This is a genomic window from Modicisalibacter sp. 'Wilcox' (genome assembly GCF_010993675.1).
In the GTDB taxonomy this organism is placed as follows: Bacteria; Pseudomonadota; Gammaproteobacteria; order Pseudomonadales; family Halomonadaceae; genus Modicisalibacter; species Modicisalibacter tunisiensis.
Window position 1 is genome coordinate 272362 of the sequence record NZ_WNXF01000002.1, and the last position, 21549, is coordinate 293910.

Here is a 21549-nt window from a genome sequence, read left to right on the forward strand (position 1 = left end):
AAAGAAACAATATAAGAAGAGAAAAGAAGTTCTGTTGTGGTAGTAACTACTGGTGTGGACATTTTCTGTGGATAAGACTGACTTTACCTTCACTGTCAGTCTTCTGGAATGTTGACGATGCATTGCAAAAAAGGTCGACGACCTGCGGAGTTCCGGTTCGGGGGCTGTGGATGAAAAGTGTGTTCATCCACAGCCCCGGGCATCCCCGGCTTGTCCACCGGCTTGTACCGGAGCTGTGCGTGTAATGATCAACAGTGGGGCTTGTCGTCTGCCAAGACACACATGACGCGGGCTGCACGGCAGGTAGCGTGGATACGCCGAAAGACTTGTCCACAGGCGAAAAATTGAGCTGGGGAAGGAATCTGGAGCGGGGACGAGTGGAAGAAAGACGCCCCTCGCGGTCGGCGAGGGGCGGCGGCTCAGTGCTTGAGCACGCGGGCGAGGAAGGATTGGGTGCGCTCGTGCTCGGGGCTGTCGAAGACCGTCTCGGGCGGGCCTTCCTCGACGATGCGCCCCTTGTGGACGAAGATCACCCGGTCGGCGACCTCGCGGGCGAAGCCCATCTCGTGGGTGACGATCATCATGGTCATGCCGTCGTTGGCGAGCTCGCGCATGGCGTCGAGCACCTCGCCGATCATCTCCGGGTCGAGTGCCGAGGTCGGCTCGTCGAAGAGCATCAGGCGCGGTTCCATGGCCAGTGCCCGGGCCAGCGCGACACGCTGCTGCTGGCCACCGGAAAGCTGACCCGGGTACTTGTCGGCCTGGTCGGCGATGCCGACCCGCTCGAGCAGCCGGTCGGCGATCTGCACGGCCTGGTCACGGCTCAGGCCGCGAACCTTGATCGGCGCGAGGGTGACGTTGTCACGCACCGAGAGATGCGGAAACAGGTTGAACTGCTGGAAGACCATGCCCACCTCGGTGCGGATGGTCTGCAGCGAACGCCCGCTCTTGCCGTGCGGCAGTAGCTCGTTGCCGTCCACCGTGATGTGACCGCTCTGGAACTCCTCGAGGCCGTTGACGCAGCGGATCAGCGTCGACTTGCCCGAACCGCTGGCACCGATGATTACCACCACCTCGCCGGGGGCGACCTCGAGGTCGATGTCCTGCATCACGTGCAGGCTGCCGAAGTACTTGTTGACCTTGTCCAGGCGCACGATGGGCTGGACGGTCTCGCTGTGGGGCTTGTCGTTCATGGCGTTGTCCTCACTGACCGACCAGGCCACGGCGCTCGAGCAGGCGCAGGGCGAAGGAAAGACTCAGGGTGATCGCCAGATAGAGCATGGCGACCATGAAGTACACCTCGAGGGCGGTGAAGGTCGTGGCGATGTAGATCTGGCCCTGGCGAACCAGCTCGCCGACACCGATCACCGAGAACAGCGAGGTGTCCTTGATGCTGACGATGCCCTGGTTGCCCAGCGCCGGGATCATGCGGCGCAGCGCCTGGGGCCAGATGACGTAGCGGAAGGCCTGGGCGCGGGACAGTCCCAGCGACAGCGCGGCCTCGCGCTGGCCCTTCTCGATCGACTGCACGCCGCCGCGCACGATCTCGGAGATGTAGGCACCGGCGTTCAGGGCAATGGCGGCGATACCCGCGGTGACCGCGTCGATGGGCCCGCCGATGATCTGCGGCAGGCCGTAGAAGATGAACAGGACCTGGACGAGCACCGGCGTGCCGCGGAAGATCTCGATGTAGGCCACGGCCGGCCAGCGCAGCAGCCACAGCGGGCTGATGCGCAGCAGACCGAAGACGATGCCGATGACGAAGCCGATGGCGAGCCCGCCGAACGAGATGATCAGGGTCCAGGGGATGCCGTCGAGCAGGTAGGGAATGGAGGCGATGGCCGCCTGCCAGTCGAACTGGAAGTTGACGTCCACGTCGGGTTCTCCGGCGCGACCCGTCCGCCGTCGGCGGGTCGCGAATCAGGGTTAGGAACGCGACGGGGCCGGGCGTTGCGGCCACCCGGCCCCGAAGATTGCGGTCGTGATGCTTACTGGCTGTCGGGCATCTCGCCGAACCATTTCTTGTAGATGTCGGCGTAGGTGCCGTCCTTCTTCATCGCGGCGAGCGCCTTGTTGGCGGGCTCGACCCACTTGCTGCCGGAGGTGAAGGCGATGCCGTACTGCTGACCCTCGTAGAGCGGCCCGACCACCTGGGCGCGGCCCTCGCCCTTGGTCTTGGCGAAGTAGCCGACGTTGGGCGCGTCGTAGAACACGGCGTCGACGCTGCCGCCCATCAGCGCCAGGTACATGTCGGCGCTGCCCGGATAGGGCTTGATCTCGGCCTTGTCGCCGAGGTGCTTCTGCAGGTAGTCGTAGCTGGTCGAGCCGATCTTGGTGCCGATGCGCTTGCCTTCCAGATCGCTCAGCTCCTTGACGCTGTCGTCGCCGGCGGAGACCAGGATGCGCAGGCCGCTGTCGTAGTAGGGATCGCTGAAGTCGACGATCTTCTCGCGCTCGTCGGTGATGGTGATGCCGGCGATGGCCAGGTCGGCGTTGCCGGTCTGCACGGCAGGGATGATGCCGTTGAAGTCCATGGTGCGCAGGTTGATGTCGAACCCGGCGCGGTCGGCGACTTCGCGCAGGATGTCCATGTCGAAGCCGATCATCTCGCCGCTGTCCTTGTCCATCATCTCGAACGGCACGAAGCTCGGGTCGGTGACGGCATTGACGGTTTCGGCCTGGCTGACCGCGGACAGCCCGAGACCCAGCGTGAGCGCGGAGGCCAGCGACAACGATTTCAGGAGCGATTGGTTCATGGAGTTCCCCGGTTGGAATATTATTTACGGAACACCTTGTTACCTTGGCGAGTTCCGGGTAGGGCGTCAAGCGCCGCTGCGCGGTGTCGCGGCCCGTACCGGGAGCGGCCACGATGGAACACAATGGAAGATGCGGGGAAGGACGTGAGCAGTGGGTGCTTGCACCCACTTACACCATGAACGAGGCGCCACAGCCGCAGGTGGAGGTGGCGTTGGGGTTGCGGATCACGAACCGCGCGCCGGCCAGACCTTCCTCGAAGTCGACCGTGGAGCCGACCAGGTACTGATACGACAGGGGGTCCACCAGCATGCCGACGCCGTCGACCTCGATCAGGGTATCGTCCTCGGCGGCCTCCTGGGCGACGTCGAAACCGTACTGGAAGCCGGAGCATCCGCCGCCGGTGACATAGACGCGCAGCTTGAGTTGAGGGTTGCCCTCGTCGGCGGCCAGGGCCTGAATACGGCGCGCGGCCGCTTCGGTGAGCAGCAAGGGCGTGGGGGCGAAGGTAGCGGCACCGCTCATCAGCGCTCTCCGTGGAATCGGTGAATAGTCAGGGAGGATTATCCCCAATCCCCAGCAAAAGGGTCAACTTTAGCGTGACGGCGTCGGGCGTCTGTCTTGAGTCGACCAGTGCCTGTGCGGGTATGATAGGCGGAGTCTTGCCGGGCGGCGCGCCTGCGTGTCGTCCTCCCATTCCCGTGACAGCGACGAGGTGCCTGGCGGCGTGCGCCCTTTCCCAGACATGAACCTTGAACGATTTCGGCGCCAGCTGGCCAGCGTCGATGCCCTGCCGCAGCTGTGCGTGCTGGGGCTGATTTCGGGATTGCTCACCGGCGGCCTGATGGTGGTGTTCCGGTTCCTGCTGTCGCTGGGGGCATGGCTGTTCATGCCGCACAATGATTCGGAAGCCTTCGAGGCGCTGGCGCCGCACTGGCGTGCGCTGCTGCCGCTGATTGCCGTGGCATTGATCGCGCTGTGCTTCGCGCCGCAGTCGAGTCAGGCGCGTCGGCTGGGGGTGGGCCACGTGATCGAGCGCCTGACCTATCATCAGGGGCGGCTGCCGCTGCGCAACTGGCTCAACCAGTGGTGGGTGGGCGTGATCTCCGTGCTCGGCGGGCTCTCCGCCGGCCGCGAGGGGCCGGCGATCCATCTCGGCGCGGCCGCCGCCAGCGGGCTGGGCCAGCGCCTGCGCCTGCCCCACAACAGTCTGCGCGTGCTGGTCGGCTGCGGTACCGCGGCGGCGATCTCGGCATCGTTCAACACGCCCATCGCCGGGGTCATCTTCGCCATGGAAGTGGTGATCATGGAGTACACCATCGCCGGCTTCATGCCGGTGATCCTGGCCTCGACGATGAGTGCGGTGGTCGCCCAGCTGGCCTACGGCACCGAGCCGGCCTTCCAGGTGCCGATCGTCAAGCTGGGCTCGCTGCTCAACCTGCCGTGGATTGCCACCAGCGCCCTGCTGATCGGCCTGCTGGCCGGGCTGTTCATCCGTATCGCCCAGCGCGGCACGCTGCTCGCCGGCTGGCCGCTCATCGCCCGGCTGATGCTGCCGGGCGTGGCCGTGGCGGTGGTGGCCTGGTGGTATCCCCAGGTCCAGGGCATCGGCTACGACAGCCTGGCCGCGGCGCTCGACGGCCGTCTGGCGCTCGACGTGCTGGTGGCACTGATGCTCGGCAAGCTGCTGCTCACCGCCTTCACCTTTGCCTGCGGGATCCCCGTCGGCATCATCGGCCCGGTGCTGGTGGTGGGGGCCTCGGCCGGCGCCCTGTGCGGGCTGAGCGGGGACTGGCTGTGGCCCTCGGTGGCCTCCGATCCCGGCTTCTACGCCATGCTGGGCATGGCGGCGATGATGGGCGCGGTGCTGCAGGCACCGCTGGCGGCACTGATGGCGCTGCTCGAGCTCACCCACAACCCCAACATCATCCTGCCGGGCATGCTGGCGGTGGTGATCGCCGGGCTCACCGCGCGCCAGATCTGCCGCTGCCACGGCCTGTATGTCACCGGCACCCATCACGGCCTGCATCCGCTGCAGCAGCCGCTGATGCAGGCCCTGTCGCGGGTGGCGGTCCCCGCCGTCATGGAGCGCAGCGTGGCGCGGACCCAGCGGATGATCACCCGCGAGCAGGCTCGCCGGCTGCTCGAGGACAAGCCCACCTGGCTGGTGATCACCCGCTCCAGCGAGGAGAAGACGCCGCTGGCGCTCAAGGCCGCCGACCTGGCGCGCGCCCTGCTGGACGAGCAGGAGGCGACGGACGAGACGGCGACGCTCGACCTGCTGGAGATTCCCGGGCAGCGCCTCGAGCTGGCGCCCATCCACCTGCAGGCGACGCTCAGCGAGGCCTTCGACCGCCTCAACGACTACGGCGTGGATGCGCTCTACGTCGAGCACACCACGGCGCCGATGATCCAGAAGATTTCCGGTATCATCACCCGTGATGCCATCGAGAACTACTACCGTTACAAGCGCTGATCCGAGCGATCCTTCCCCCGACGGCGACGAGGAGACCCGATGTTCCTGTGGATGAAAGCCCTGCACCTGATGGCCATGGTGACCTGGTTCGCGGCCCTGTTCTACCTGCCGCGGCTGTTCGTCTATCACGCCATGGCCCGGGATCGCGGCGACGAGACGGCGATCGCCTACTTCGAGACCATGGAGCGCAAGCTGTACCGCGGCATCATGACGCCGTCGATGATCGCCGTGCTGGTCTTCGGCGGGGCGATGCTCTACCTGGTGCCCGGCTTCCTCGGCCAGGGCTGGATGCATGCCAAGCTGGCGCTGGTGGTGCTGCTGATCGGCTATCACCATGTCTGTCTGGCCCACATGAAGCGGCTGGCGGCGGGCACCTGCGACAAGTCGCATCGCTATTTCCGCGTCTTCAATGAGCTGCCGGTGATCGGTCTGGTGCTGATCGTGCTGCTGGCGGTGATCAAGCCCTTCTGATGGCCACACGAGACCTCCCGGCCCTGCTGGTGCTGGCGGGCCACGATGCCACGGGCGGCGCCGGGCTGGTGGCGGATGCCGAGTCGATCGCCGCCTGCGGCGGCTGGCCGCTGACCGTGCCCACCAGCCTCACGGTGCAGACCACCCACGACGTGCGCCGGGTGACGCCCGCGTCGCCGGACATGATGCGCGAGACCGTGCAGGCGCTCGTCGAGGACTTCGAGATCGCGGCGATCAAGCTGGGGCTGATCGCCGATATCGCCACCCTCGAGGTGATCCTGGAGGTACTGCGCCGTCTGCCCGGGGTGCCGGTGGTCTGCGACCCGGTGCTGCGCGCCGGCGGCGGCAGCGAGCTGGCCGCCACGGCATTGCCCGAGGCCCTGCGCGAGCGGCTGCTGCCACGGGTCGATCTGCTGACGCCCAACCGACAGGAGCTGGAGCGGCTGGCACCGCAGGCCGACGATGACACGGCACGGGCCACCGAACTGCTCTCGCGGGGCTGTCAGGCGGTACTGATCACCGGCACCGACCAGCCGGCGGCGGGGAGCGATCCGGCCTGCGTGACGCATACCCTGCACACCCCCGAGCTGACTCGCCAGTGGCAGTGGCCGCGGCTGCCCGGGGCCTATCATGGCTCGGGGTGTACCCTGGCGGCGGCGGCGGCGGCGCGCCTGGCCGCCGGCGAGCGCCTGGTGGCGGCCTGCGAGCAGGCCCAGCGCTTCACCTGGGAAAGCCTGCGCCACGGCTGGCGGCCGGCGGCGGGCCAGCACCTGCCGCGCCGACTCTGGCAACTGCCCGCCGCCTTCGACCCGGAGGCCCTCGATGACCGTTCATGACTGGCGCCGGGGCGTCTATGCCATCACCGATGCCGGGCTGCTGCCCGATGACGCCACCCTGATCGCCGCCTGCGAGTCGGCGCTCGCGGGCGGGCTGGCCCTGCTGCAGTATCGCGACAAGTCGCGGGATGCCGAGCGGCGCCACCGCCAGGCCGCTGCCCTGGCGAGCCGCTGTGCCCGACACGGGGTGCCGCTGATCATCAACGACGACTTGGCGCTCGCCGAGCGGCTGCGCCGCGAGGGCCACGCCGGTGTCGGCGTGCATCTCGGCCAGCAGGACGGCTCGCTGCGCGAGGCCCGGCGCGTGCTGGGCGAGGCGGCGATCGTCGGCGCCACCTGCCACGCCCGGCTCGAGCTGGCCGCGCGGGCACACGAGGCGGGGGCGAGCTACCTGGCCTTCGGGCGCTTCTTCGCCTCGCGCACCAAGCCCGAGGCCCCGCCCGCCCGTCTCGAACTGCTGGCCGAGGCGGCGCGATTCGGCCTGCCCCGGGTGGCCATCGGCGGCATCGATGCCGACAATGCCCGGCAGGCACGTCGCGCCGGAGCCGAGTTGCTGGCGACCGTGCAGGCCGTGTTCGGCCACGGCGAGCCGGCGGCCAACGTGCAGCATCTGAGGCGGCAGCTGATTGATCCCTAGCTTATCCACAGGCCGCCAACGACGAGTTATTCCAACTGTCCAACGAGTTATCCACAGCTTCTGACGAGAGGACGACATGCCCACTTCCGCGGAACTTTTCGAACAGGCCTGCCGGCACATTCCCGGGGGCGTCAACTCGCCGGTCCGGGCCTTCAAGGGGATGGATCGTCCCCCGCTGTTCATGGAGCGGGCCCGGGGGGCGTATCTGTTCGACGTCGAGGGCAAGCGCTACATCGACTACGTGGGGTCCTGGGGGCCGATGATCACCGGCCATGCCGACCCCGAGGTGCTCGGTGCGGTGCGCGAGCGGCTCGACGCCGGGCTGTCCTTCGGCACGCCGACGGCGATCGAGACCACCATGGCCGAGCGCATCTGCGAGATCATGCCGTCGATCGAGATGGTGCGCATGGTCAACTCGGGCACCGAGGCCACCATGTCGGCGATCCGCCTGGCACGCGGCTATACCGGGCGCGACAAGATCGTCAAGTTCGAGGGCAACTACCATGGCCATTCCGACTCGCTGCTGGTCAAGGCCGGCTCCGGGGCCCTGACCCACGGCGAACCGAGCTCGCCGGGTGTGCCGGCCTCGCTGGCCGAGCACACCATCACCCTGCCCTACAACGATGTCGAGGCGGTCCGGGCCTGCTTCGCCGAGCTGGGCGACGCCATCGCCGGGGTCATCGTCGAGCCGGTGGCCGGCAACATGAACTGCATCCCGCCGCGCCCGGGCTTCCTCGAGACGCTGCGCGAGGTCTGCGACGCCCACGCCAGCGTGCTGATCTTCGACGAGGTGATGACCGGCTTCCGCGTCGCCCTGGGCGGCGCCCAGGCGCACTACGCCATCACCCCGGATCTGACCTGCCTGGGCAAGATCGTCGGTGGCGGCATGCCGGTGGGCGCCTTCGGCGGCAAGCGCGAGATCATGGAGTACATCTCGCCGCTGGGGCCGGTCTATCAGGCGGGCACCCTGGCGGGTAATCCGCTGGCCATGGCCGCCGGCATCGCGCTGCTCGACAAGATCCGCCAGCCCGGCTTTCATGCCGACCTGGCGCGGCGCGTCGAGGCGCTCTGCACCGGCCTCGAGGAACGGGCGGCCGAGGCCGGAATCGACCTGGTCACCCAGCGGGCCGGCGGCATGTTCGGGGTCTTCTTCACCGGGCAGCGTCGCGTCGACGACTTCGCCCAGGTCGGGGCCTGCGATGCCGAGCGCTTCCGCCGCTTCTTCACCGCGATGCTCGACCACGGCGTCTACCTGGCACCGTCACCGTTCGAGGCCGGCTTCATGTCGAGCGCCCACGGCGACGAGGACATCCGTGCCACCCTGGATGCCGCCGAGCGGGTCTTCGCCGCCATGGCGCGCTGAACCTTCACCTGACGGGAGCTTGCCGTGAGCCAGGCCATGATCGACGCCCTCCGGGACCATCGCTGCTTCGACCACGAGGTCGAGGCGATCGAGATCTTCGAGACGCACATCTCCTGGATCGTGCTGACCGGGGAGTACGCCTACAAGATCAAGAAGCCGCTGGACCTGGGGAGCTTTCTGGACTTCTCGACGCGCGAACGGCGGCGTCGCTGCTGCGAGGAGGAAGTGCGCCTCAATCGCCGCCTGGCGCCGGCGCTCTACCTGGGCGTGGTGCCGATCGCCGGCACGCCGCAGGCGCCCCGGGTCAATGCGCCGGGCGCGCCCATCGAGCACGCCATCAAGATGCGCCAGTTCAACAACCGCGAGCTGCTCAGCCATCTGCAGGCCAGCGGCGAGCTGTCGCAGGCGCTGATCGACGACCTGGTGGATCAGCTGGTGCGTTTCCATGGCGAGGCCGCGCGACTGCCGGCCGACGATGCCCTGGGGTCGCGCGAGACCCTCGCGGCGATCGTCGAGCGGGAGTTCCGTCTGATCGACACGCGCCTGACCGGCGAGCATGACCGGCGGCGGCTGGCGCATCTCGAGACCTGGGCGAACGAGACCCTGGCGCGGCTCGGCGAGGTCTTCGATCGCCGTCATCGCGAGGGCTTCGTGCGCGAGACCCACGGCGACGTGCACCTGGGCAATGCGGTGCGCCTCGACGGTCGGGTAGTGCTGTTCGACGGCATCGAGTTCAACGAGACGCTGCGCTGGAACGATGTCGGCAGCGATCTGGCCTTCCTGCTGATGGATCTCGAGGCACGGAACGAGGAGGCCCTGGCGCGGCACGCCCTCAACCGCTACCTGGAGTGCTCGGGGGATCACGAGCTGGTGCGCCTGCTGCCCTTCTACAAGCTCTATCGGGCGCTGGTGCGCGCCAAGGTGGCCATGCTGCGCTATCATCAGCCGGATCTGCATCCCACCGACCGCCAGGCGATCATGGCCGACTTCCGTCGCTATCTCGCGCTCGCCGAGCACTACGCGGAGTTCCATTTCCCCTATCTGGTGATCGGCGTGGGGGTCTCCGGCAGCGGCAAGAGCCGTTTCACCGGCGAGATGATCCGGCGGCTGGGCGGGGTCCGGCTGCGTTCCGATGTGGAGCGCAAGCGTCTGCACGGATTCGATCCCCAGGCGCGCACCGAGCAGGCGGGTGTGGATATCTATACCCCCGAGGCCACCGAGCGCACCTATCGGCACCTTGCCGCGCTGACCGGCATGGTGCTCGACGGCGGGCTGCCGGTGTGCATCGACGCCACCTGCCTGCGTCAGGCACAGCGCGATCGGCTTCGCCATCAGGCGGAGGCCCGGGGGCTGCCGGTGCTGCTGGTCAGCTTCGAGGCCGACGACGCGACCCTGCGCGCGCGCATCGAGAAGCGCGCCCGTCGGGGCGGTGATCCCTCCGAGGCCGGGCTGGCGGTGCTCGAGCGCCAGCAACGCCTCTTCGAGCCGTTCACCGACGAGGAGCGCCTGCACCTGGTACATCTCGATACCACCCGGGACAACGCCAACCTGACCCTGGTGGGGCTGATCCAGGAGCATCTGCGCTTGCAGTGAGCGGTGGCGACACAGGAAGGCCCCGCCGTAGCGGGGCCTTTTTCATGCATGCGTCGTGAGCGTCGGATGGACGTCGCGGGACGCCTTCAGTACTGATAGACGTTGGCCGCGTTGCCACCGCCCATCTGGGTCACGCTGGAGTAGTTGCCGTAGCCCTGCTGGACGATGGTCGCGGTATTGCGGGACAGGTTCATCATGCCCATGCCGGCGGCGGCTCCCTGACTGACCGACGAGACGTTGTCGTAGCCGCCCTGGTAGACATCGGCGAGATCGTTGTAGCCGGTCTGGCCGATCGACGAGTAGTTGTCGCCGATCCCTTCCTGGACCACTTTGGCATCGTTGCCGTAACCGCTCTGCGTGGTAATGGCGACCTGATCCTTGCCGCTCTGGTAGATGTCGGAAAACTGCTTGGTACCCGACTGGGTGACCTTGGCATAGTTGCTCTCGTCCTTCTGCACGATCACGGAGTCGTTGAGGCTGCCGGACTGATCGACGCGAGCGACGTTATCCTTGCCGCTCTGGGCGATGTCGGACGCGTGGCCCATGCCGTTCTGCTTGACCCGGGCGTAATGGTCGCGGCCGTTCTGGGTCACCACCGAATCGTTGTGGGTGCCGTTCTGGGTCACGTCGGCCACGTTGTCGCGACCTTCCTGGGACACGTCGGAACGGTTGCCCATACCGTTCTGAGAAACGGCGGCATAGTTATCCCGACCATTCTGGGTCACGGACGACTTGTTGTGCATGCCGGACTGGGACACGTCCGTGGAGTTGGAATAGCCCTGCTGATAGACGCTGGAACGGTTCCCCCAGCCGTTCTGGGTCACATCCGCGGAGTTGTCCCAGCCACGCTGCATGACGCTGGAGTCATTGCCCCAGCCTGTCTGAAGCTGGGTGGTGGCGTTGCTGTAGCCGATCTGGTTGGTCTCGGCGCTGTTGCCGTAGCCGGTCTGGTTGATCTCCGAGCTATTGTTGCCGTTGTGGAAGCCGCCGTGATGACCGCCACCATGGTGGCTACCCTCCTCGGAGGCCATGGCGCTGGTGGAGAGGGCGATGGCGGCGACGAGTACGGAGAGTTGCAGTTTCATGGTTCGTGTTCCCTTGTCTGGTTTTTCAATCAACGTCTGGCATGCGAGACGCGGTGACGTCCTGTCGATGCCGCTCCTTGAACCCCGCCATCAGTGCTGCACGACCTGAACGCTCATGCGTCCGCGGGCGTACTGCGTGATGCTCACGGGGGTACTGCTCCTGCCCAGCTGGACGATTTCCGCGTTGCCGTAGGCCCCCTGCTGATTGATGGTGGCCTGCTTGTGATAACCAGACTGGGCGATGTCGGCGCTGTGTCCGACCCCCTGCTGGTTGATTTCGGCACTCAGATAACCGCCCGACTGAAGAATGCTGGCCTCATTGGCGCTGCCGGCCTGCATCGCCACGGCATGATTGGCCCGGCCGGACTGGCCGATGGCGACGCCGTTGCCGCTGCCGTATTGGCGAGTGTCGGCCCGATTGCCGACGCCTGACTGCTCGATCGTCACGGCCTGATCGCCACGAGAAACCCCGGAGTAGCTGTCCAGTTCCGAGCCGATGGCCAGGTCACGTGCCTGCACGGAGGTCGTGATGAAAAGGCCGGCTGCGGCCCCGATGATCACTGACGATTTCATGGTGAATCTCGCCTGAAATGGTTGATTACATTTTTATACAAAAGGCGAGATTCGCTATAAGAAGCGCGCATGAAAATGGCGCTGAATTCTCTGGTTAATGTCACCGGAAAACACAGCAGCGCGTTGATGAAAGGAGGGTGAGATGATTGACGCGTAACGCTTAACGGATGAGACACGAAAGACCCCGCCGAGGCGGGGTCTCTCATTCTCGAGTGACTGACGCGTGTCAGTACTGATAGACATTGGCGGTGTTACCGCCGCCGCTCTGGGTCACGCTGGCGCTGTTGCTGTACCCGTACTGAACGATGCTGGCCCGGTTGGTGGCCATCGAGCCCCAGCCGTCGGCGGCCTGCGAGATCACCGCGCTGTTGCCGTAGCCGTTCTGGTAGATATTCGCGATATCGCGATAGCCGCTCTGGGTGATCTCCGCCGTATTGTAGGTGCCGTCCTGCTCGGTGGTGGCCAGGTTGCGCCAGCCACTCTGGGTGATGGTGCTGTCGTTGCCGTAACCACTCTGGGAGATATCGCCGCGATTGTATTCGCCGGACTGGCTGAGTTCGGCCGTGTTGAACTCACCCGACTGCATCACGTCGGCCTGATTGCGGTAGCCCTGCTGGGTGACGGAAGCATCATTCTCGTAACCCGACTGACTGACATTGACACGTCCAAAGTAGCCGCTCTGGTCGACACTGGAGGTGTTGTAGGTACCCTTCTGCAACGACGTCACGCTGTTGGTATAGCCGCCCTGGGTAACGTCGGACTGGTTGCCATAGCCACGCTGGGTGATATCGGCCGTGTCGAAGTAGCCGTCCTGAGTGACCGTCGACTCGTTGTAGGTGCCGCGCTGCATCGAGGTGACGCTGTTGGTGTAGCCGTCGGCGCCCTGGGTGATGTCGGACTGGTTGCCGTAGCCGCGCTGGGTGACGTCGACCGTGCCGAAGTAGCCGTCCTGAGTGACCGTCGACTCGTTGTAGGTGCCGCGCTGCACCGAGGTCACGGCGTTGGTGTAGCTATCGGCGCCCTGGGTGACGTCGGACTGGTTGCCGTAGCCGCGCTGGGTGACGTCGACCGTGCCGAGCATGCCTTCCTGGGCGACCGTTGAGGTGTTGGTCTGGCCGGCCTGCAGGGTGGTCGCGCTGTTGCGATACCCCGACTGGGTGATCGCCGACTGGTTGGCATAGCCCCGCTGCGTGACGGTGGCGTCGCTGCGCCAGCCGCGCTGGGTGACGGCGGCATCGTTGTTCTGTCCGCGCTGGGTGATCGAGGCGCGGCTCCGCATTCCATCCTGATCAATCGCCGCACTGTTGAGATAGCCGCGCTGCAGCAGAGTGGCCTGCCCCCGATAGCCGTTCTGCATCAGCGAGGCGTTGTTGCCCTGTCCATACTGGCGCAGCTCGGCGCTGGAGCGCCAGCCCGACTGCTGATAGCTGGCCGTGCCGCCGGTGCCGAACTGGTAGGCATTGAGCCGGTTGCCGTAGCCGTCCTGTTCGACCGTGATGTCGTTGCTGGCGGCCATCGCCTGGGACGACAAGGCAATCGAGGCGGACAGAATCGCGATCTTGAGTTTCATGTGCTGTTCCCACCCTGTGGCTGCTCGTGATCGAGCGACGAGATTCGCGCACCGGCACGCCCGGACGCGTCACTCCGTCTTGCGGATTCATGGTGCCGAGACGGCGGGAGGGCCTCGCATCAGCGATCCTGCTGAACGACGTTTCTCGCCGTCACGGCATTCCGTTCTGTCATTGCTGGCATGGTTTTTTGCACTGCCTTTCGAAGTCTTTACAAAGTGAAAAAATGCAGCAATCAGAAGTAAATGCCATTTTTCATGCTGGCCGGACTGATGTGAGAGACGATGTTTTTAAAGTGCACAGATAAGTCACAAGTTTGTCTTTAAGCATGGCCTGTCGAGAGAAACAGCGGGGTGGCGGTCAGGCTGCAGGCATGAAAAAAGCGCCCCGCAGGGCGCTCAGGCACTATCGCGCGAGCCGGGCTGTCAGAGCATGGGAGTGGGTGCCTCCAGGTAGGCGCTGAGAATCGGGTCGTCACGCTCGGCGGGATTGGCCAGTGTCCACAGGCCGTTCTGGATACCCCGGGCGATGAGGTGAATCACCGAGGACTCGATGGCCGACATGACCGCCATCTGCACGGGTTCGTTGTTGGTGTAACCGATCTCGCCTTCCAGCAAGCGCTTGAAATCGATGAAGCGATACACGCCGGCACGGATCTCGTGGGAGAAGATCGTCTTGCTGGTGGTGACATTGGCCAGCACTTCCCCGGTGGCGATGTCCACGGCGCGCAGGTTGACCGTTACCTGATCCACCTGGTACTGCCCGGAGGCACCGATGCCGAAATACTCGGCCCCGGCTCCCCCGGTCCGCAGGTTGGAGTCGTAGGCGATGATGCCCCCCTCGAGCAGGACACGTGCCGCATCCAGCGAGCCCAGGGCATCAGTCTGGCCGTTGCGCTCCAGGTTGGCGCGAATGATCTTGCGTTCGGTCAGCAGGTTCTGTAGCCCGACCCGCTCGAGGGGCACGAACCAGCCGGAGTCGGCCAGCGCCCCGCTGAGCATCGCCGCGCCGCCCTGGGTGACGGCGGTGGAAAAGGTACTGGCCGGCTGAGGCTTGTACTGTCCCGTCTGGTCACGGAAGTCATAGACCGCGGCGTAGATCTTGGCACTCGGCTTGGGCAGGCTGATCAGGTCCCCGTAGGTGCCGGAGCGCGGCATCAGCGTTGCGGGGGCAGCCTCGAGGCCCTCCGCAGTGGTCACCATGCTCGAGCAGCCGCTCAGAGCCAGCAGGGAGATGACAAGGCAGGCCGTCAATCCTTTCATGGTGTTCGCCCTCATCAGAAGTTGTTGGCGGCGGAGCCGAGGTTGATGTTGGTGACTTCCCCGGTGCGGCGGTCGGTGATCTGCATCTGGAAGCCGCCGTTGCCGTTGCTGACGATCTTGATCTTCAGCTCGGCGCTGTCGATGGTGCTGGTGCGACCGGGATCGGTGGCGTTCACGGCGTCGTCGATGGCGTTCGAGACCAGGCTGTTGCGCAGGTCCTGAATGAACAGGTCGGTCTCGCTGAAGCTGCCGAAGTCGGGGGCGTTGGGATCCTTGTTGTCGTCCTGGGCCTGGGCCTTGTTGAGCAGGTAGTTGCCGTTCAGCGGGTCGCCGCCGAACGACGGGTTGATCGGTCGATAGACCAGTTCCCCTGCCTGGGCGGCACCCGTGGCCAGGGCCAGTGACAACAGGAGCGGCTGCATTCTCATCGTGATTCCCTCGCGTATGTCGTTGGACCGGTTCACCATTCGTCGCCGGCCAGGTCTCCATTGCGGTCCAGTGCCTGCATGACCTTGCGGCGCAGTACCAGCTGCTCGACCTGCTCGACGGCGGCCCGGGCATACTGATCGACGTCACTCAAGCGGGGCGGCAGGGTGGCCCGATACAGGATGCGATTGCCCTCGGCGACCCAGACGATGCTGCCCCAGCGTGCCGACGGGCGTTCGTGGATCACCAGGTTGGTGTTGTTGAGCACGATGCTGTCCAGCCGGCGCTGGCTGAACTGCTGATAGAACGTCTTGCCGATCATGGTGATGGTGCGATCCACCACCAGGCCGTTGAGCGGTGACGGCTCGCGGGGCTTGAGCGTCCGCGATGTCGCGGGGCCGTCCGCGCTCTCGGGGGCGTCGCTCTGCGGGCCGGCCGCCGGCGTGGCGGGCTCGGTCCCGGCGAACGCCGGCGCGATCGACAGGCACAGCAGGCACAGGGCAAGGCGCAGGTAGGGCGTGTTCATGACGGTCACCGCCGCTGGGGCTTGCTCGGGCTGGGCGGTGGCGCACCGAGATTCTGGCGCGCCCAGTTCATGGCCTGAATGCGGTTGTGCACCTTGATCTTGCGGAAGATGTTGTAGAGGTGGGACTTGACCGTGTGCTCGCTGACGAACAGCTTGTCGGCGATCTCGGTGTTCGAGGCCCCCGAGCCCAGCAGGCCGATGATCTCCAGCTCGCGGTGGGTCAGCCCGCAGACCGGCCGATAGGCGTTGAGCTGCTGGCGCCGGTAGAACTCGATCAAGCGGGTCATCAGCGAGCGCGACATCCACAGGTCACCTTCCAGCAGGGCGTGGATGCCCTTGCAGATCAACGCCATGCTGTCGCGCCGGTAGAAGACGCCCCGCAGGTGCAGCGAGGCGAGCATGTCCGCGGCATGGTCCTCGTCGCGCAGGTTGATGGCCGCCAGGGTGGTGTGGGCCGTCTCCGCCGCCCGGCTGTGCCACTGCTGCATGCTGCTTTCATCGACGTGATCGGCATCGAGCAGGATCAGCAGCGAGTCGCTGGTGAAGGCATCGAGCGAATCGTGGGGGGAGACGGCGGCAATCTGGCAGTCCAGCTGTTCGGCGATGTAGTCCATGAACAGCTGCGTCTGGGGATTGCAGTCCGTGACCAGAAGAATCAATGAGTTCCCTTGGCTCATCGTCACTGCTCCGGAAGTATGGTGTTGGATCGTGAGTCGTTATGTGGTCTCTGCGTACCATGCAGCGGTCTGATTCAGCTTTGTTGGTCCCTCCCTGTTTGTAAAGTTTGGTTACTCGTTTCTTGTTATCGTTTTTTGGTATTAAAAATAACTTTTTCAATCACTTTTATTTTTTCAAATTTCTAATCATTTACTTACCTGTCAACTTTTTCTTGTCCTCTGGTTTCCTGTCATGAGAGAGGAGAAAAATCAGTCATGAGAAAAACATTTTGTAACCTTTCTGTGTGATGGCAGGCTGATGGTTGCCAACCCTGGAGGTGGGAAGCGGTACGGAGACCGGGAGGGCGGGGCGCCGTCAGTCCGTCTGGCGTTCCGCATGTGCCGTGCTAACCGATAGAATGAGCGAAACTCTGCAACACCAAGGTGACGTGAAATGGAACGACGACTGGTACTGGCCAGCGGCAACCCCGGCAAGCTGCGCGAGTTTCAGGCGCTGCTGGCGCCCCTGGAGTATCGGGTGCATCCCCAGCGCGAGTTCGGCGTCGACGACGTCGAGGAGACGGGGCTGACGTTCGTCGAGAACGCCCTGCTGAAGGCACGCCATGCCTGCCGGATCAGCGGCCTGCCGGCGCTGGCCGACGACTCGGGGCTGGCGGTGGACGCCCTGCAGGGGGCGCCGGGCATCTATTCGGCGCGTTATGCGGGCGAGCCCAGAAGCGATGCGGCCAACAACCGCAAGCTGATCGAGGCGCTGGCCGAGGTTCCCGAGGGGCAGCGCACGGCCCGCTACTGGTGCGTGCTGGTATGGCTGCGGCACGAGCACGACCCGGTACCGCGCATCGTGCAGGCCAGCTGGCGCGGCGAGATTCTCGCCCAACCGCGCGGCGAGGGCGGCTTCGGCTACGATCCGCTGTTCTGGCTGCCCGAGCAGGGGCTGACGGCCGCCGAGCTCGACGCCGCCGAGAAGAACCGCCTCAGCCATCGGGGCCGGGCCCTGCGCACCCTGGTGGAGAGCCTCGGCTCATGAGGCCGTTGCCCGAGCTCGCGCTGTACGTGCATGTGCCCTGGTGCGTGCGCAAGTGCCCTTACTGCGACTTCAACTCCCATGGCATCGGTTCCGGTTCCGGCGCCGATCTGCCGGAGTCGGCGTATCTGGCCGCCCTGCTGATGGATCTGGACGAGGAGCTCACGCGCAGCGACGGGCGACTGATCCACAGCGTATTCATCGGCGGCGGCACGCCGAGCCTGATGTCGGCGGATTTCTACGCGCGCCTGCTGGACACCCTCGAGCGGCGCGGCGTGCTCGCCCCCGATGCCGAGATCACCCTGGAAGCCAATCCGGGCACGGTGGAGCAGGGGCGCTTCACGGCCTATCGCCGGGCCGGCATCAATCGCCTGTCGCTGGGTGTACAGAGCTTTCAGGCGGCCCAGCTGGCGGCGCTCGGACGCATCCACGACGGCGACGAGGCGCGTCGCGCGGTCGACAGCGCCCGGCAGGCCGGCTTCGATAATTTCAACATCGATCTGATGCACGGCCTGCCTGGGCAGGACGCCGAGCTGGCACTGGCCGATATCGACACGGCGCTGTCGCTGGCGCCCACGCACCTTTCCTGGTATCAGCTCACCATCGAGCCCAATACCGAATTCCACTCCCGGCCGCCGCCCCTGCCGGAGGACGAGACGCTGTGGGCGATCCAGGATGCCGGCCACGCGCGACTCGAGGCCGCCGGCCTTGGGCGCTACGAGATTTCTGCCTATGCCCGGCCCGGCCATGCCTCGCGCCACAACCTGACCTACTGGCGCTTCGGCGACTATCTGGGCATCGGTGCCGGCGCCCACGGCAAGCTGACCCGGCGGGAGCCCGACGGCACCTGGCACGTCGAGCGGCGCTGGAAGACCCGCCAGCCCGAGGCGTATTTGCGCCGCGCCGACGACCCGCGCGGCTTCGAGGCCGGGCGCGAGCCGGTGGCGCTCGAGACGCTGCCGCTGGAGTTCGCCATGAACGCGCTGCGGCTGGTGGACGGGGTGCCGCTGTCGCTGTGGGAAGCCCATACCGGCCGGCCGCTGGATGAACTGACACCGCACCTGGCGGCAGCCCGCGCGCGCGGGCTGCTGGTCGAGGATGCCGGCCGGCTGCAGGCGAGCCCGCAGGGTCTGTTATTCTTGAACGACTTGCTGGCCCTGATCGACGATGCGTGACGGGCGGCAAGCCTTATTCACGGAAGCCAAGGAAACGAGGAGCGTTAACCGCATGATCACCAAGCAGCTCTGGATGGCGATTCCGCTGTCGGCCGCACTGGCCGTGACAGGATGCACGACCACCAACCCGCAGACCGGGGAGCCCCAGACCGCCAAGGCCACCACCGGTGCGGGCATCGGTGCCGCGGCAGGGGCCGTGGCCGGCCTGCTCAGTGGCGACAGTGCCGCCAGCCGCCGCGATCATGCCGCCATCGGCGCGGCGGTGGGCGCCGCCGCCGGTGCCGGCATCGGCTACTACATGGACCGTCAGGAAGCCAAGCTGCGTGACCGGCTGCAGGGTACCGGCATCGGCGTGCAGCGCCAGGGCGACAACATCGTCCTCAACATGCCCAACAGCGTCACCTTCGGCTTCGACTCCAGCGAACTCACCGGCCAGGCGCGGCAGGCGCTCAACGATGTCTCCGCCGTGCTGCGCGAGTATCCGGAAACCCGCATCACCGTGGCCGGCTACACCGACAGCACCGGCTCGAAGGCCTACAATCAGCGCCTCTCCGAGCGCCGGGCCCAGGCGGTGGGCGACTACCTCATGCAGGGTGGCGTGCAGCGTCAGCGCCTGAACATGGTCGGTCAGGGGGAAAGCCAGCCGGTGGCGAGCAATGATACCGAAGCCGGACGCGCCCAGAACCGCCGTGTCGAGATCACCGTGGTGCCGACCGGGCAGCAGTAACTCCCCGACGTTCCACGATTCGCGACCTTCGGGCCCACCGGCGACTGTCGGTGGGCCTTTTCTTCATCGGAATCTCGCCATGCTTGCCTATCAGCACGCCTATCATGCCGGCAACTTCGCCGACGTTCACAAGCATCTGGCGCTGCATGCCGTCACGCGCCATCTTTTACGTAAAGAATCACCCATTACGTATGTTGATACTCATGCCGGTCGCGGCCTGTATCCACTGGCCGCGATGGAGACCGACAGGCTCCAGGAATACCGCGACGGGGTGGAACCGGTCTGGGCGGCCCGGCATGCGCTGGTCAGGGACGACGCGCCGCTGCTCGCCGACTGGCTCGCCGCGCTGACCGAGGCCCAGCCCAGGAGTGGCACGCTGACCCACTATCCCGGCTCGCCGTGGTGGCTGTCTCGGGCCATTCGCCAACAGGACCGGCTGACGCTCTTCGAGCTGCACCCGGGCGAGCATCGTCATCTCGAGAGCCAGGCGCTGCCGCCCCAGGCCCGGCGCTTCCACGAGGATGGCCCGCAGGGGCTGGTGCGCCGGCTGCCGGTGCCGACGCCGCGGCTGTGCGTGCTCATCGACCCCAGCTACGAGCGCAAGGCCGAATACGCCGAGACGGCACAGACGCTGCAGCGGATCGCCGCCAAGGCGCGCCACGCGGTGGTGATGATCTGGTATCCGCTGCTGCCGGCGGGTCACCATCACGGCCTGCTGGAGGCGCTGCGCACGGCGGGCATCGACAAGCTGTGGCGCAGCGAACTCGTTCACCATGCCGCCGGGGAGCGCCACGGCATGTACGGCAGCGGCCTGGTGGTGCGCAACCCGCCCTGGGGGCTGGATACCGAGCTGTCGGCGGCCATGCAGCGCCTGGCGCCGCTGTGGGGCCGAGGGGCGCGGCACAGCGGGAAATGGTGGACGACAGAGTGAGCCGGCCCGTGGCGGCCGGCGTCACTTGCCGATACAGAATGTAAAATAAGTCATAAAATCAATAGTTTATAGTTTTAAGGGAGTAAATGGGGATCAAAAATGATCAAGAAACCACGTAACCTACTGATTTAGCGTTTCCTTAACTTTACCTTGATCCCACGGCTCACCCAACAGAAATATTTACTTGACATTTTTTGTCGACTAGTCGACTCTTATGGTATGGATACTACAAATAAATCAAAAAGTAAGCGCCCAGGGCGTCGTATCATCGGTATTAGCCTTTCGCCTGAGATGGCGTGTGAGGTTAAAGCCGAAGCTGGTCGCCGGGGAATTTCTCTGCGAAAACTCTTCGAGGAGCTGTGGGAGTTGTATAAGCAGCAACCCCGAAAGGAACCATGAGAAACATTACTAATGAGCGTGAGCTGATTGCCCTAGCTTTGGCTCTTATAGGCTCGACAACCAGGTTGTCGTCCGAAGAGCGGCAAACACGAAAGGGCATTAGGCCAACAAAAAGCGAGCGCCTTATTGAGGCCACTCGAAAAGCTATCCAAGCGGGCGAGGATCCGCTGGGCCAAGCTTTTGCGGAAATAAGGCCGTCTGAAATCCGCCGGGAGAAAGGCGCGACGTATACCCCTGCCCCAATTATTACCTCAATGACAACATGGGCTGCTGCTGAAGGAGCCCCTGCTAGGGTAGTGGATGCCGGGGCTGGTTCGGGGCGCTTTCTCATCGCAGCGGCGCGGCTTTTTCCAAAAGCCAAGCTTATCGGGATTGAATTTGATCCGCTGGCTGCAATGTTGCTTCGAGCGAACTTAACTGTATTGGGCCTTGCGAAGCGGGCAACAATTATAGTTGGTGACTATCGTCAGGCCGAACTCCCACGGATCAAAGGAAAAACACTGTTTATCGGGAACCCGCCCTATGTTCGCCATCACCTGATAAATGAAGCTGACAAAAAGTGGTTCGCTGACGCAGCGGCTTCTTTTGGGGTTCGAGCAAGCAAATTGGCTGGTCTGCATATACATTTCTTTGTTCGCACTATGCAACTTGCTCGACCAGGAGATTTTGGAGTCTTCATCACGTCGGCAGAATGGCTTGATGTCAACTATGGTGCCACCTTACGTCAACTTTTAGCGGATGGGCTGGGTGGAGTCGCACTGCATGTGCTAGAACCGTCAGTTATGCCTTTCGCTGATGCCACTACTACCGGGGCTATAACCTGTTTCCGGGTAGGAGAAAGGCCGGACAATCTCTGTGTTCGGTCAGTTGAATCTCTTGATCGACTGAACGGTCGGCGGTCTCAAGTTCCAAGTGCAACGCTATTGAAGGGTGCTCGGACCGGCGACGGATTTCTTGAGCACCTCAGCGTAAACTTCCAGCGGCGTTCGCCAGTCCAGTGTCTTGCGCGGCCGGGTGTTCAGTGAGTCAGCGATCTCGTCGAGTTC

The 21549-nt window shown here is 65.0% G+C and carries 21 protein-coding genes and 2 pseudogenes; 11 read left to right on the forward strand and 12 right to left on the reverse strand.

Features of this window, described 5'->3' with window-relative positions:
• Nucleotides 1-419: 419 nt before the first annotated feature.
• The 4 genes from G7A98_RS03195 to erpA all read right to left on the reverse strand — a co-directional run bounded on the left by G7A98_RS03195 (nt 420) and on the right by erpA (nt 3279).
• Entirely contained in the window at nt 420-1193 is a 774-nt protein-coding gene (locus G7A98_RS03195; RefSeq protein ID WP_163648041.1) for an amino acid ABC transporter ATP-binding protein, read from the reverse strand.
• Between the two features lie 10 nt (nt 1194-1203).
• The gene (locus G7A98_RS03200; RefSeq protein ID WP_163648042.1) at nt 1204-1875 is read right to left on the reverse strand and encodes an amino acid ABC transporter permease; all 672 of its coding nucleotides are present in this window, start codon (nt 1873-1875) and stop codon (nt 1204-1206) included.
• A 113-nt stretch (nt 1876-1988) separates the two neighbouring features.
• Nucleotides 1989-2756, reverse strand: coding sequence for a transporter substrate-binding domain-containing protein (locus G7A98_RS03205; protein ID WP_163648043.1), 768 nt, complete (start codon nt 2754-2756; stop codon nt 1989-1991).
• A gap of 169 nt (nt 2757-2925) precedes the next feature.
• Nucleotides 2926-3279 carry an iron-sulfur cluster insertion protein ErpA gene (gene erpA, locus G7A98_RS03210; protein ID WP_163648044.1) on the reverse strand — a complete coding sequence of 118 codons (354 nt, stop codon included), beginning with the start codon at nt 3277-3279 and terminating at the stop codon, nt 2926-2928.
• Between the two features lie 220 nt (nt 3280-3499).
• On the opposite strand from erpA, the gene G7A98_RS03215 reads away from it, so the two are divergent.
• The 6 genes from G7A98_RS03215 (at nt 3500) to G7A98_RS03240 (ending at nt 10130) form a co-directional block, all read left to right on the forward strand.
• Entirely contained in the window at nt 3500-5230 is a 1731-nt protein-coding gene (locus G7A98_RS03215; RefSeq protein WP_163648045.1) for a chloride channel protein, read from the forward strand.
• A gap of 39 nt (nt 5231-5269) precedes the next feature.
• A complete protein-coding gene (gene hemJ / locus G7A98_RS03220) occupies nt 5270-5701 on the forward strand; it encodes a protoporphyrinogen oxidase HemJ (RefSeq protein WP_163648046.1) in 432 nt (143 codons plus the stop codon).
• Entirely contained in the window at nt 5701-6537 is an 837-nt protein-coding gene (locus G7A98_RS03225) for a hydroxymethylpyrimidine/phosphomethylpyrimidine kinase (protein ID WP_163648047.1), read from the forward strand. Before hemJ ends, G7A98_RS03225 begins: the two co-directional genes overlap by 1 nt.
• Nucleotides 6524-7174 (forward strand): thiamine phosphate synthase, encoded by a 651-nt coding sequence (thiE, locus tag G7A98_RS03230; protein WP_163648048.1) that lies wholly within the window; start codon nt 6524-6526, stop codon nt 7172-7174. The genes G7A98_RS03225 and thiE overlap by 14 nt, the downstream gene beginning before the upstream one ends.
• A gap of 76 nt (nt 7175-7250) precedes the next feature.
• On the forward strand, nt 7251-8537 hold the full coding sequence (hemL, locus tag G7A98_RS03235; RefSeq protein ID WP_163648049.1) for a glutamate-1-semialdehyde 2,1-aminomutase: 1287 nt from the start codon (nt 7251-7253) through the stop codon (nt 8535-8537).
• A gap of 24 nt (nt 8538-8561) precedes the next feature.
• The gene (locus tag G7A98_RS03240; protein ID WP_163648050.1) at nt 8562-10130 is read left to right on the forward strand and encodes a bifunctional aminoglycoside phosphotransferase/ATP-binding protein; all 1569 of its coding nucleotides are present in this window, start codon (nt 8562-8564) and stop codon (nt 10128-10130) included.
• Between the two features lie 86 nt (nt 10131-10216).
• On the opposite strand, the gene G7A98_RS03245 is transcribed toward G7A98_RS03240, so the two are convergent.
• The 7 genes from G7A98_RS03245 to G7A98_RS03275 form a co-directional block, all read right to left on the reverse strand.
• Nucleotides 10217-11215, reverse strand: a complete 999-nt coding sequence (locus G7A98_RS03245; protein ID WP_163648051.1) for a hypothetical protein — start codon at nt 11213-11215, stop codon at nt 10217-10219.
• A gap of 90 nt (nt 11216-11305) precedes the next feature.
• Nucleotides 11306-11734 carry a hypothetical protein gene (locus tag G7A98_RS03250; RefSeq protein ID WP_163648052.1) on the reverse strand — a complete coding sequence of 143 codons (429 nt, stop codon included), beginning with the start codon at nt 11732-11734 and terminating at the stop codon, nt 11306-11308.
• Between the two features lie 280 nt (nt 11735-12014).
• A complete protein-coding gene (locus G7A98_RS03255) occupies nt 12015-13358 on the reverse strand; it encodes a hypothetical protein (RefSeq protein WP_163648053.1) in 1344 nt (447 codons plus the stop codon).
• 423 nt (nt 13359-13781) lie between these two features.
• Nucleotides 13782-14618 carry a CsgG/HfaB family protein gene (locus G7A98_RS03260; protein ID WP_163648054.1) on the reverse strand — a complete coding sequence of 279 codons (837 nt, stop codon included), beginning with the start codon at nt 14616-14618 and terminating at the stop codon, nt 13782-13784.
• A 14-nt stretch (nt 14619-14632) separates the two neighbouring features.
• The gene (locus tag G7A98_RS03265) at nt 14633-15046 is read right to left on the reverse strand and encodes a curli assembly protein CsgF (RefSeq protein WP_163648055.1); all 414 of its coding nucleotides are present in this window, start codon (nt 15044-15046) and stop codon (nt 14633-14635) included.
• Between the two features lie 32 nt (nt 15047-15078).
• Complete coding sequence (locus G7A98_RS03270; RefSeq protein WP_163648056.1) at nt 15079-15570, reverse strand: CsgE family curli-type amyloid fiber assembly protein; 492 nt, start codon at nt 15568-15570, stop codon at nt 15079-15081.
• Between the two features lie 5 nt (nt 15571-15575).
• Nucleotides 15576-16247, reverse strand: a complete 672-nt coding sequence (locus G7A98_RS03275) for a LuxR C-terminal-related transcriptional regulator (protein ID WP_163648057.1) — start codon at nt 16245-16247, stop codon at nt 15576-15578.
• A gap of 433 nt (nt 16248-16680) precedes the next feature.
• Here G7A98_RS03275 and rdgB point away from each other — a divergent pair, with 433 nt between their 5' ends.
• From rdgB to G7A98_RS16790, 5 genes and pseudogenes are all read left to right on the forward strand, one after another.
• Nucleotides 16681-17274 carry an RdgB/HAM1 family non-canonical purine NTP pyrophosphatase gene (gene rdgB, locus G7A98_RS03280; protein ID WP_163648058.1) on the forward strand — a complete coding sequence of 198 codons (594 nt, stop codon included), beginning with the start codon at nt 16681-16683 and terminating at the stop codon, nt 17272-17274.
• Nucleotides 17271-18446 (forward strand): radical SAM family heme chaperone HemW, encoded by a 1176-nt coding sequence (gene hemW, locus G7A98_RS03285; protein ID WP_163648059.1) that lies wholly within the window; start codon nt 17271-17273, stop codon nt 18444-18446. The genes rdgB and hemW overlap by 4 nt, the downstream gene beginning before the upstream one ends.
• 52 nt (nt 18447-18498) lie before the next feature.
• Nucleotides 18499-19173, forward strand: a complete 675-nt coding sequence (locus G7A98_RS03290) for an OmpA family protein (RefSeq protein ID WP_205596206.1) — start codon at nt 18499-18501, stop codon at nt 19171-19173.
• A 79-nt stretch (nt 19174-19252) separates the two neighbouring features.
• Complete coding sequence (gene rlmJ / locus G7A98_RS03295; protein WP_163648060.1) at nt 19253-20104, forward strand: 23S rRNA (adenine(2030)-N(6))-methyltransferase RlmJ; 852 nt, start codon at nt 19253-19255, stop codon at nt 20102-20104.
• Nucleotides 20105-20499: 395 nt separating this feature from the next.
• Nucleotides 20500-21054 (forward strand): annotated as a pseudogene (locus tag G7A98_RS16790) (N-6 DNA methylase); the annotation flags it as partial.
• 369 nt (nt 21055-21423) lie between these two features.
• On the opposite strand, the pseudogene G7A98_RS16580 reads toward G7A98_RS16790, so the two are convergent.
• Nucleotides 21424-21549 (reverse strand): annotated as a pseudogene (locus tag G7A98_RS16580) (IS30 family transposase); the annotation flags it as partial.

Excerpts from the sequence above, each read along its gene's own strand:
- G7A98_RS03245 (WP_163648051.1), bottom strand. The coding sequence starts at position 11,215 with ATGAAACTGCAACTCTCCGTACTCGTCGCCGCCATCGCCCTCTCCACC.
- G7A98_RS03290 (WP_205596206.1), top strand. The coding sequence starts at position 18,499 with ATGATCACCAAGCAGCTCTGGATGGCGATTCCGCTGTCGGCCGCACTG.
- G7A98_RS03215 (WP_163648045.1), top strand. The coding sequence starts at position 3,500 with ATGAACCTTGAACGATTTCGGCGCCAGCTGGCCAGCGTCGATGCCCTG.
- G7A98_RS03275 (WP_163648057.1), bottom strand. The coding sequence starts at position 16,247 with ATGAGCCAAGGGAACTCATTGATTCTTCTGGTCACGGACTGCAATCCC.
- G7A98_RS03225 (WP_163648047.1), top strand. The coding sequence starts at position 5,701 with ATGGCCACACGAGACCTCCCGGCCCTGCTGGTGCTGGCGGGCCACGAT.
- G7A98_RS03205 (WP_163648043.1), bottom strand. The coding sequence starts at position 2,756 with ATGAACCAATCGCTCCTGAAATCGTTGTCGCTGGCCTCCGCGCTCACG.
- thiE (WP_163648048.1), top strand. The coding sequence starts at position 6,524 with ATGACCGTTCATGACTGGCGCCGGGGCGTCTATGCCATCACCGATGCC.
- G7A98_RS03255 (WP_163648053.1), bottom strand. The coding sequence starts at position 13,358 with ATGAAACTCAAGATCGCGATTCTGTCCGCCTCGATTGCCTTGTCGTCC.
- hemJ (WP_163648046.1), top strand. The coding sequence starts at position 5,270 with ATGTTCCTGTGGATGAAAGCCCTGCACCTGATGGCCATGGTGACCTGG.
- G7A98_RS03265 (WP_163648055.1), bottom strand. The coding sequence starts at position 15,046 with ATGAGAATGCAGCCGCTCCTGTTGTCACTGGCCCTGGCCACGGGTGCC.
- hemL (WP_163648049.1), top strand. The coding sequence starts at position 7,251 with ATGCCCACTTCCGCGGAACTTTTCGAACAGGCCTGCCGGCACATTCCC.
- hemW (WP_163648059.1), top strand. The coding sequence starts at position 17,271 with ATGAGGCCGTTGCCCGAGCTCGCGCTGTACGTGCATGTGCCCTGGTGC.
- G7A98_RS03195 (WP_163648041.1), bottom strand. The coding sequence starts at position 1,193 with ATGAACGACAAGCCCCACAGCGAGACCGTCCAGCCCATCGTGCGCCTG.
- rdgB (WP_163648058.1), top strand. The coding sequence starts at position 16,681 with ATGGAACGACGACTGGTACTGGCCAGCGGCAACCCCGGCAAGCTGCGC.
- rlmJ (WP_163648060.1), top strand. The coding sequence starts at position 19,253 with ATGCTTGCCTATCAGCACGCCTATCATGCCGGCAACTTCGCCGACGTT.
- erpA (WP_163648044.1), bottom strand. The coding sequence starts at position 3,279 with ATGAGCGGTGCCGCTACCTTCGCCCCCACGCCCTTGCTGCTCACCGAA.
- G7A98_RS03270 (WP_163648056.1), bottom strand. The coding sequence starts at position 15,570 with ATGAACACGCCCTACCTGCGCCTTGCCCTGTGCCTGCTGTGCCTGTCG.
- G7A98_RS03260 (WP_163648054.1), bottom strand. The coding sequence starts at position 14,618 with ATGAAAGGATTGACGGCCTGCCTTGTCATCTCCCTGCTGGCTCTGAGC.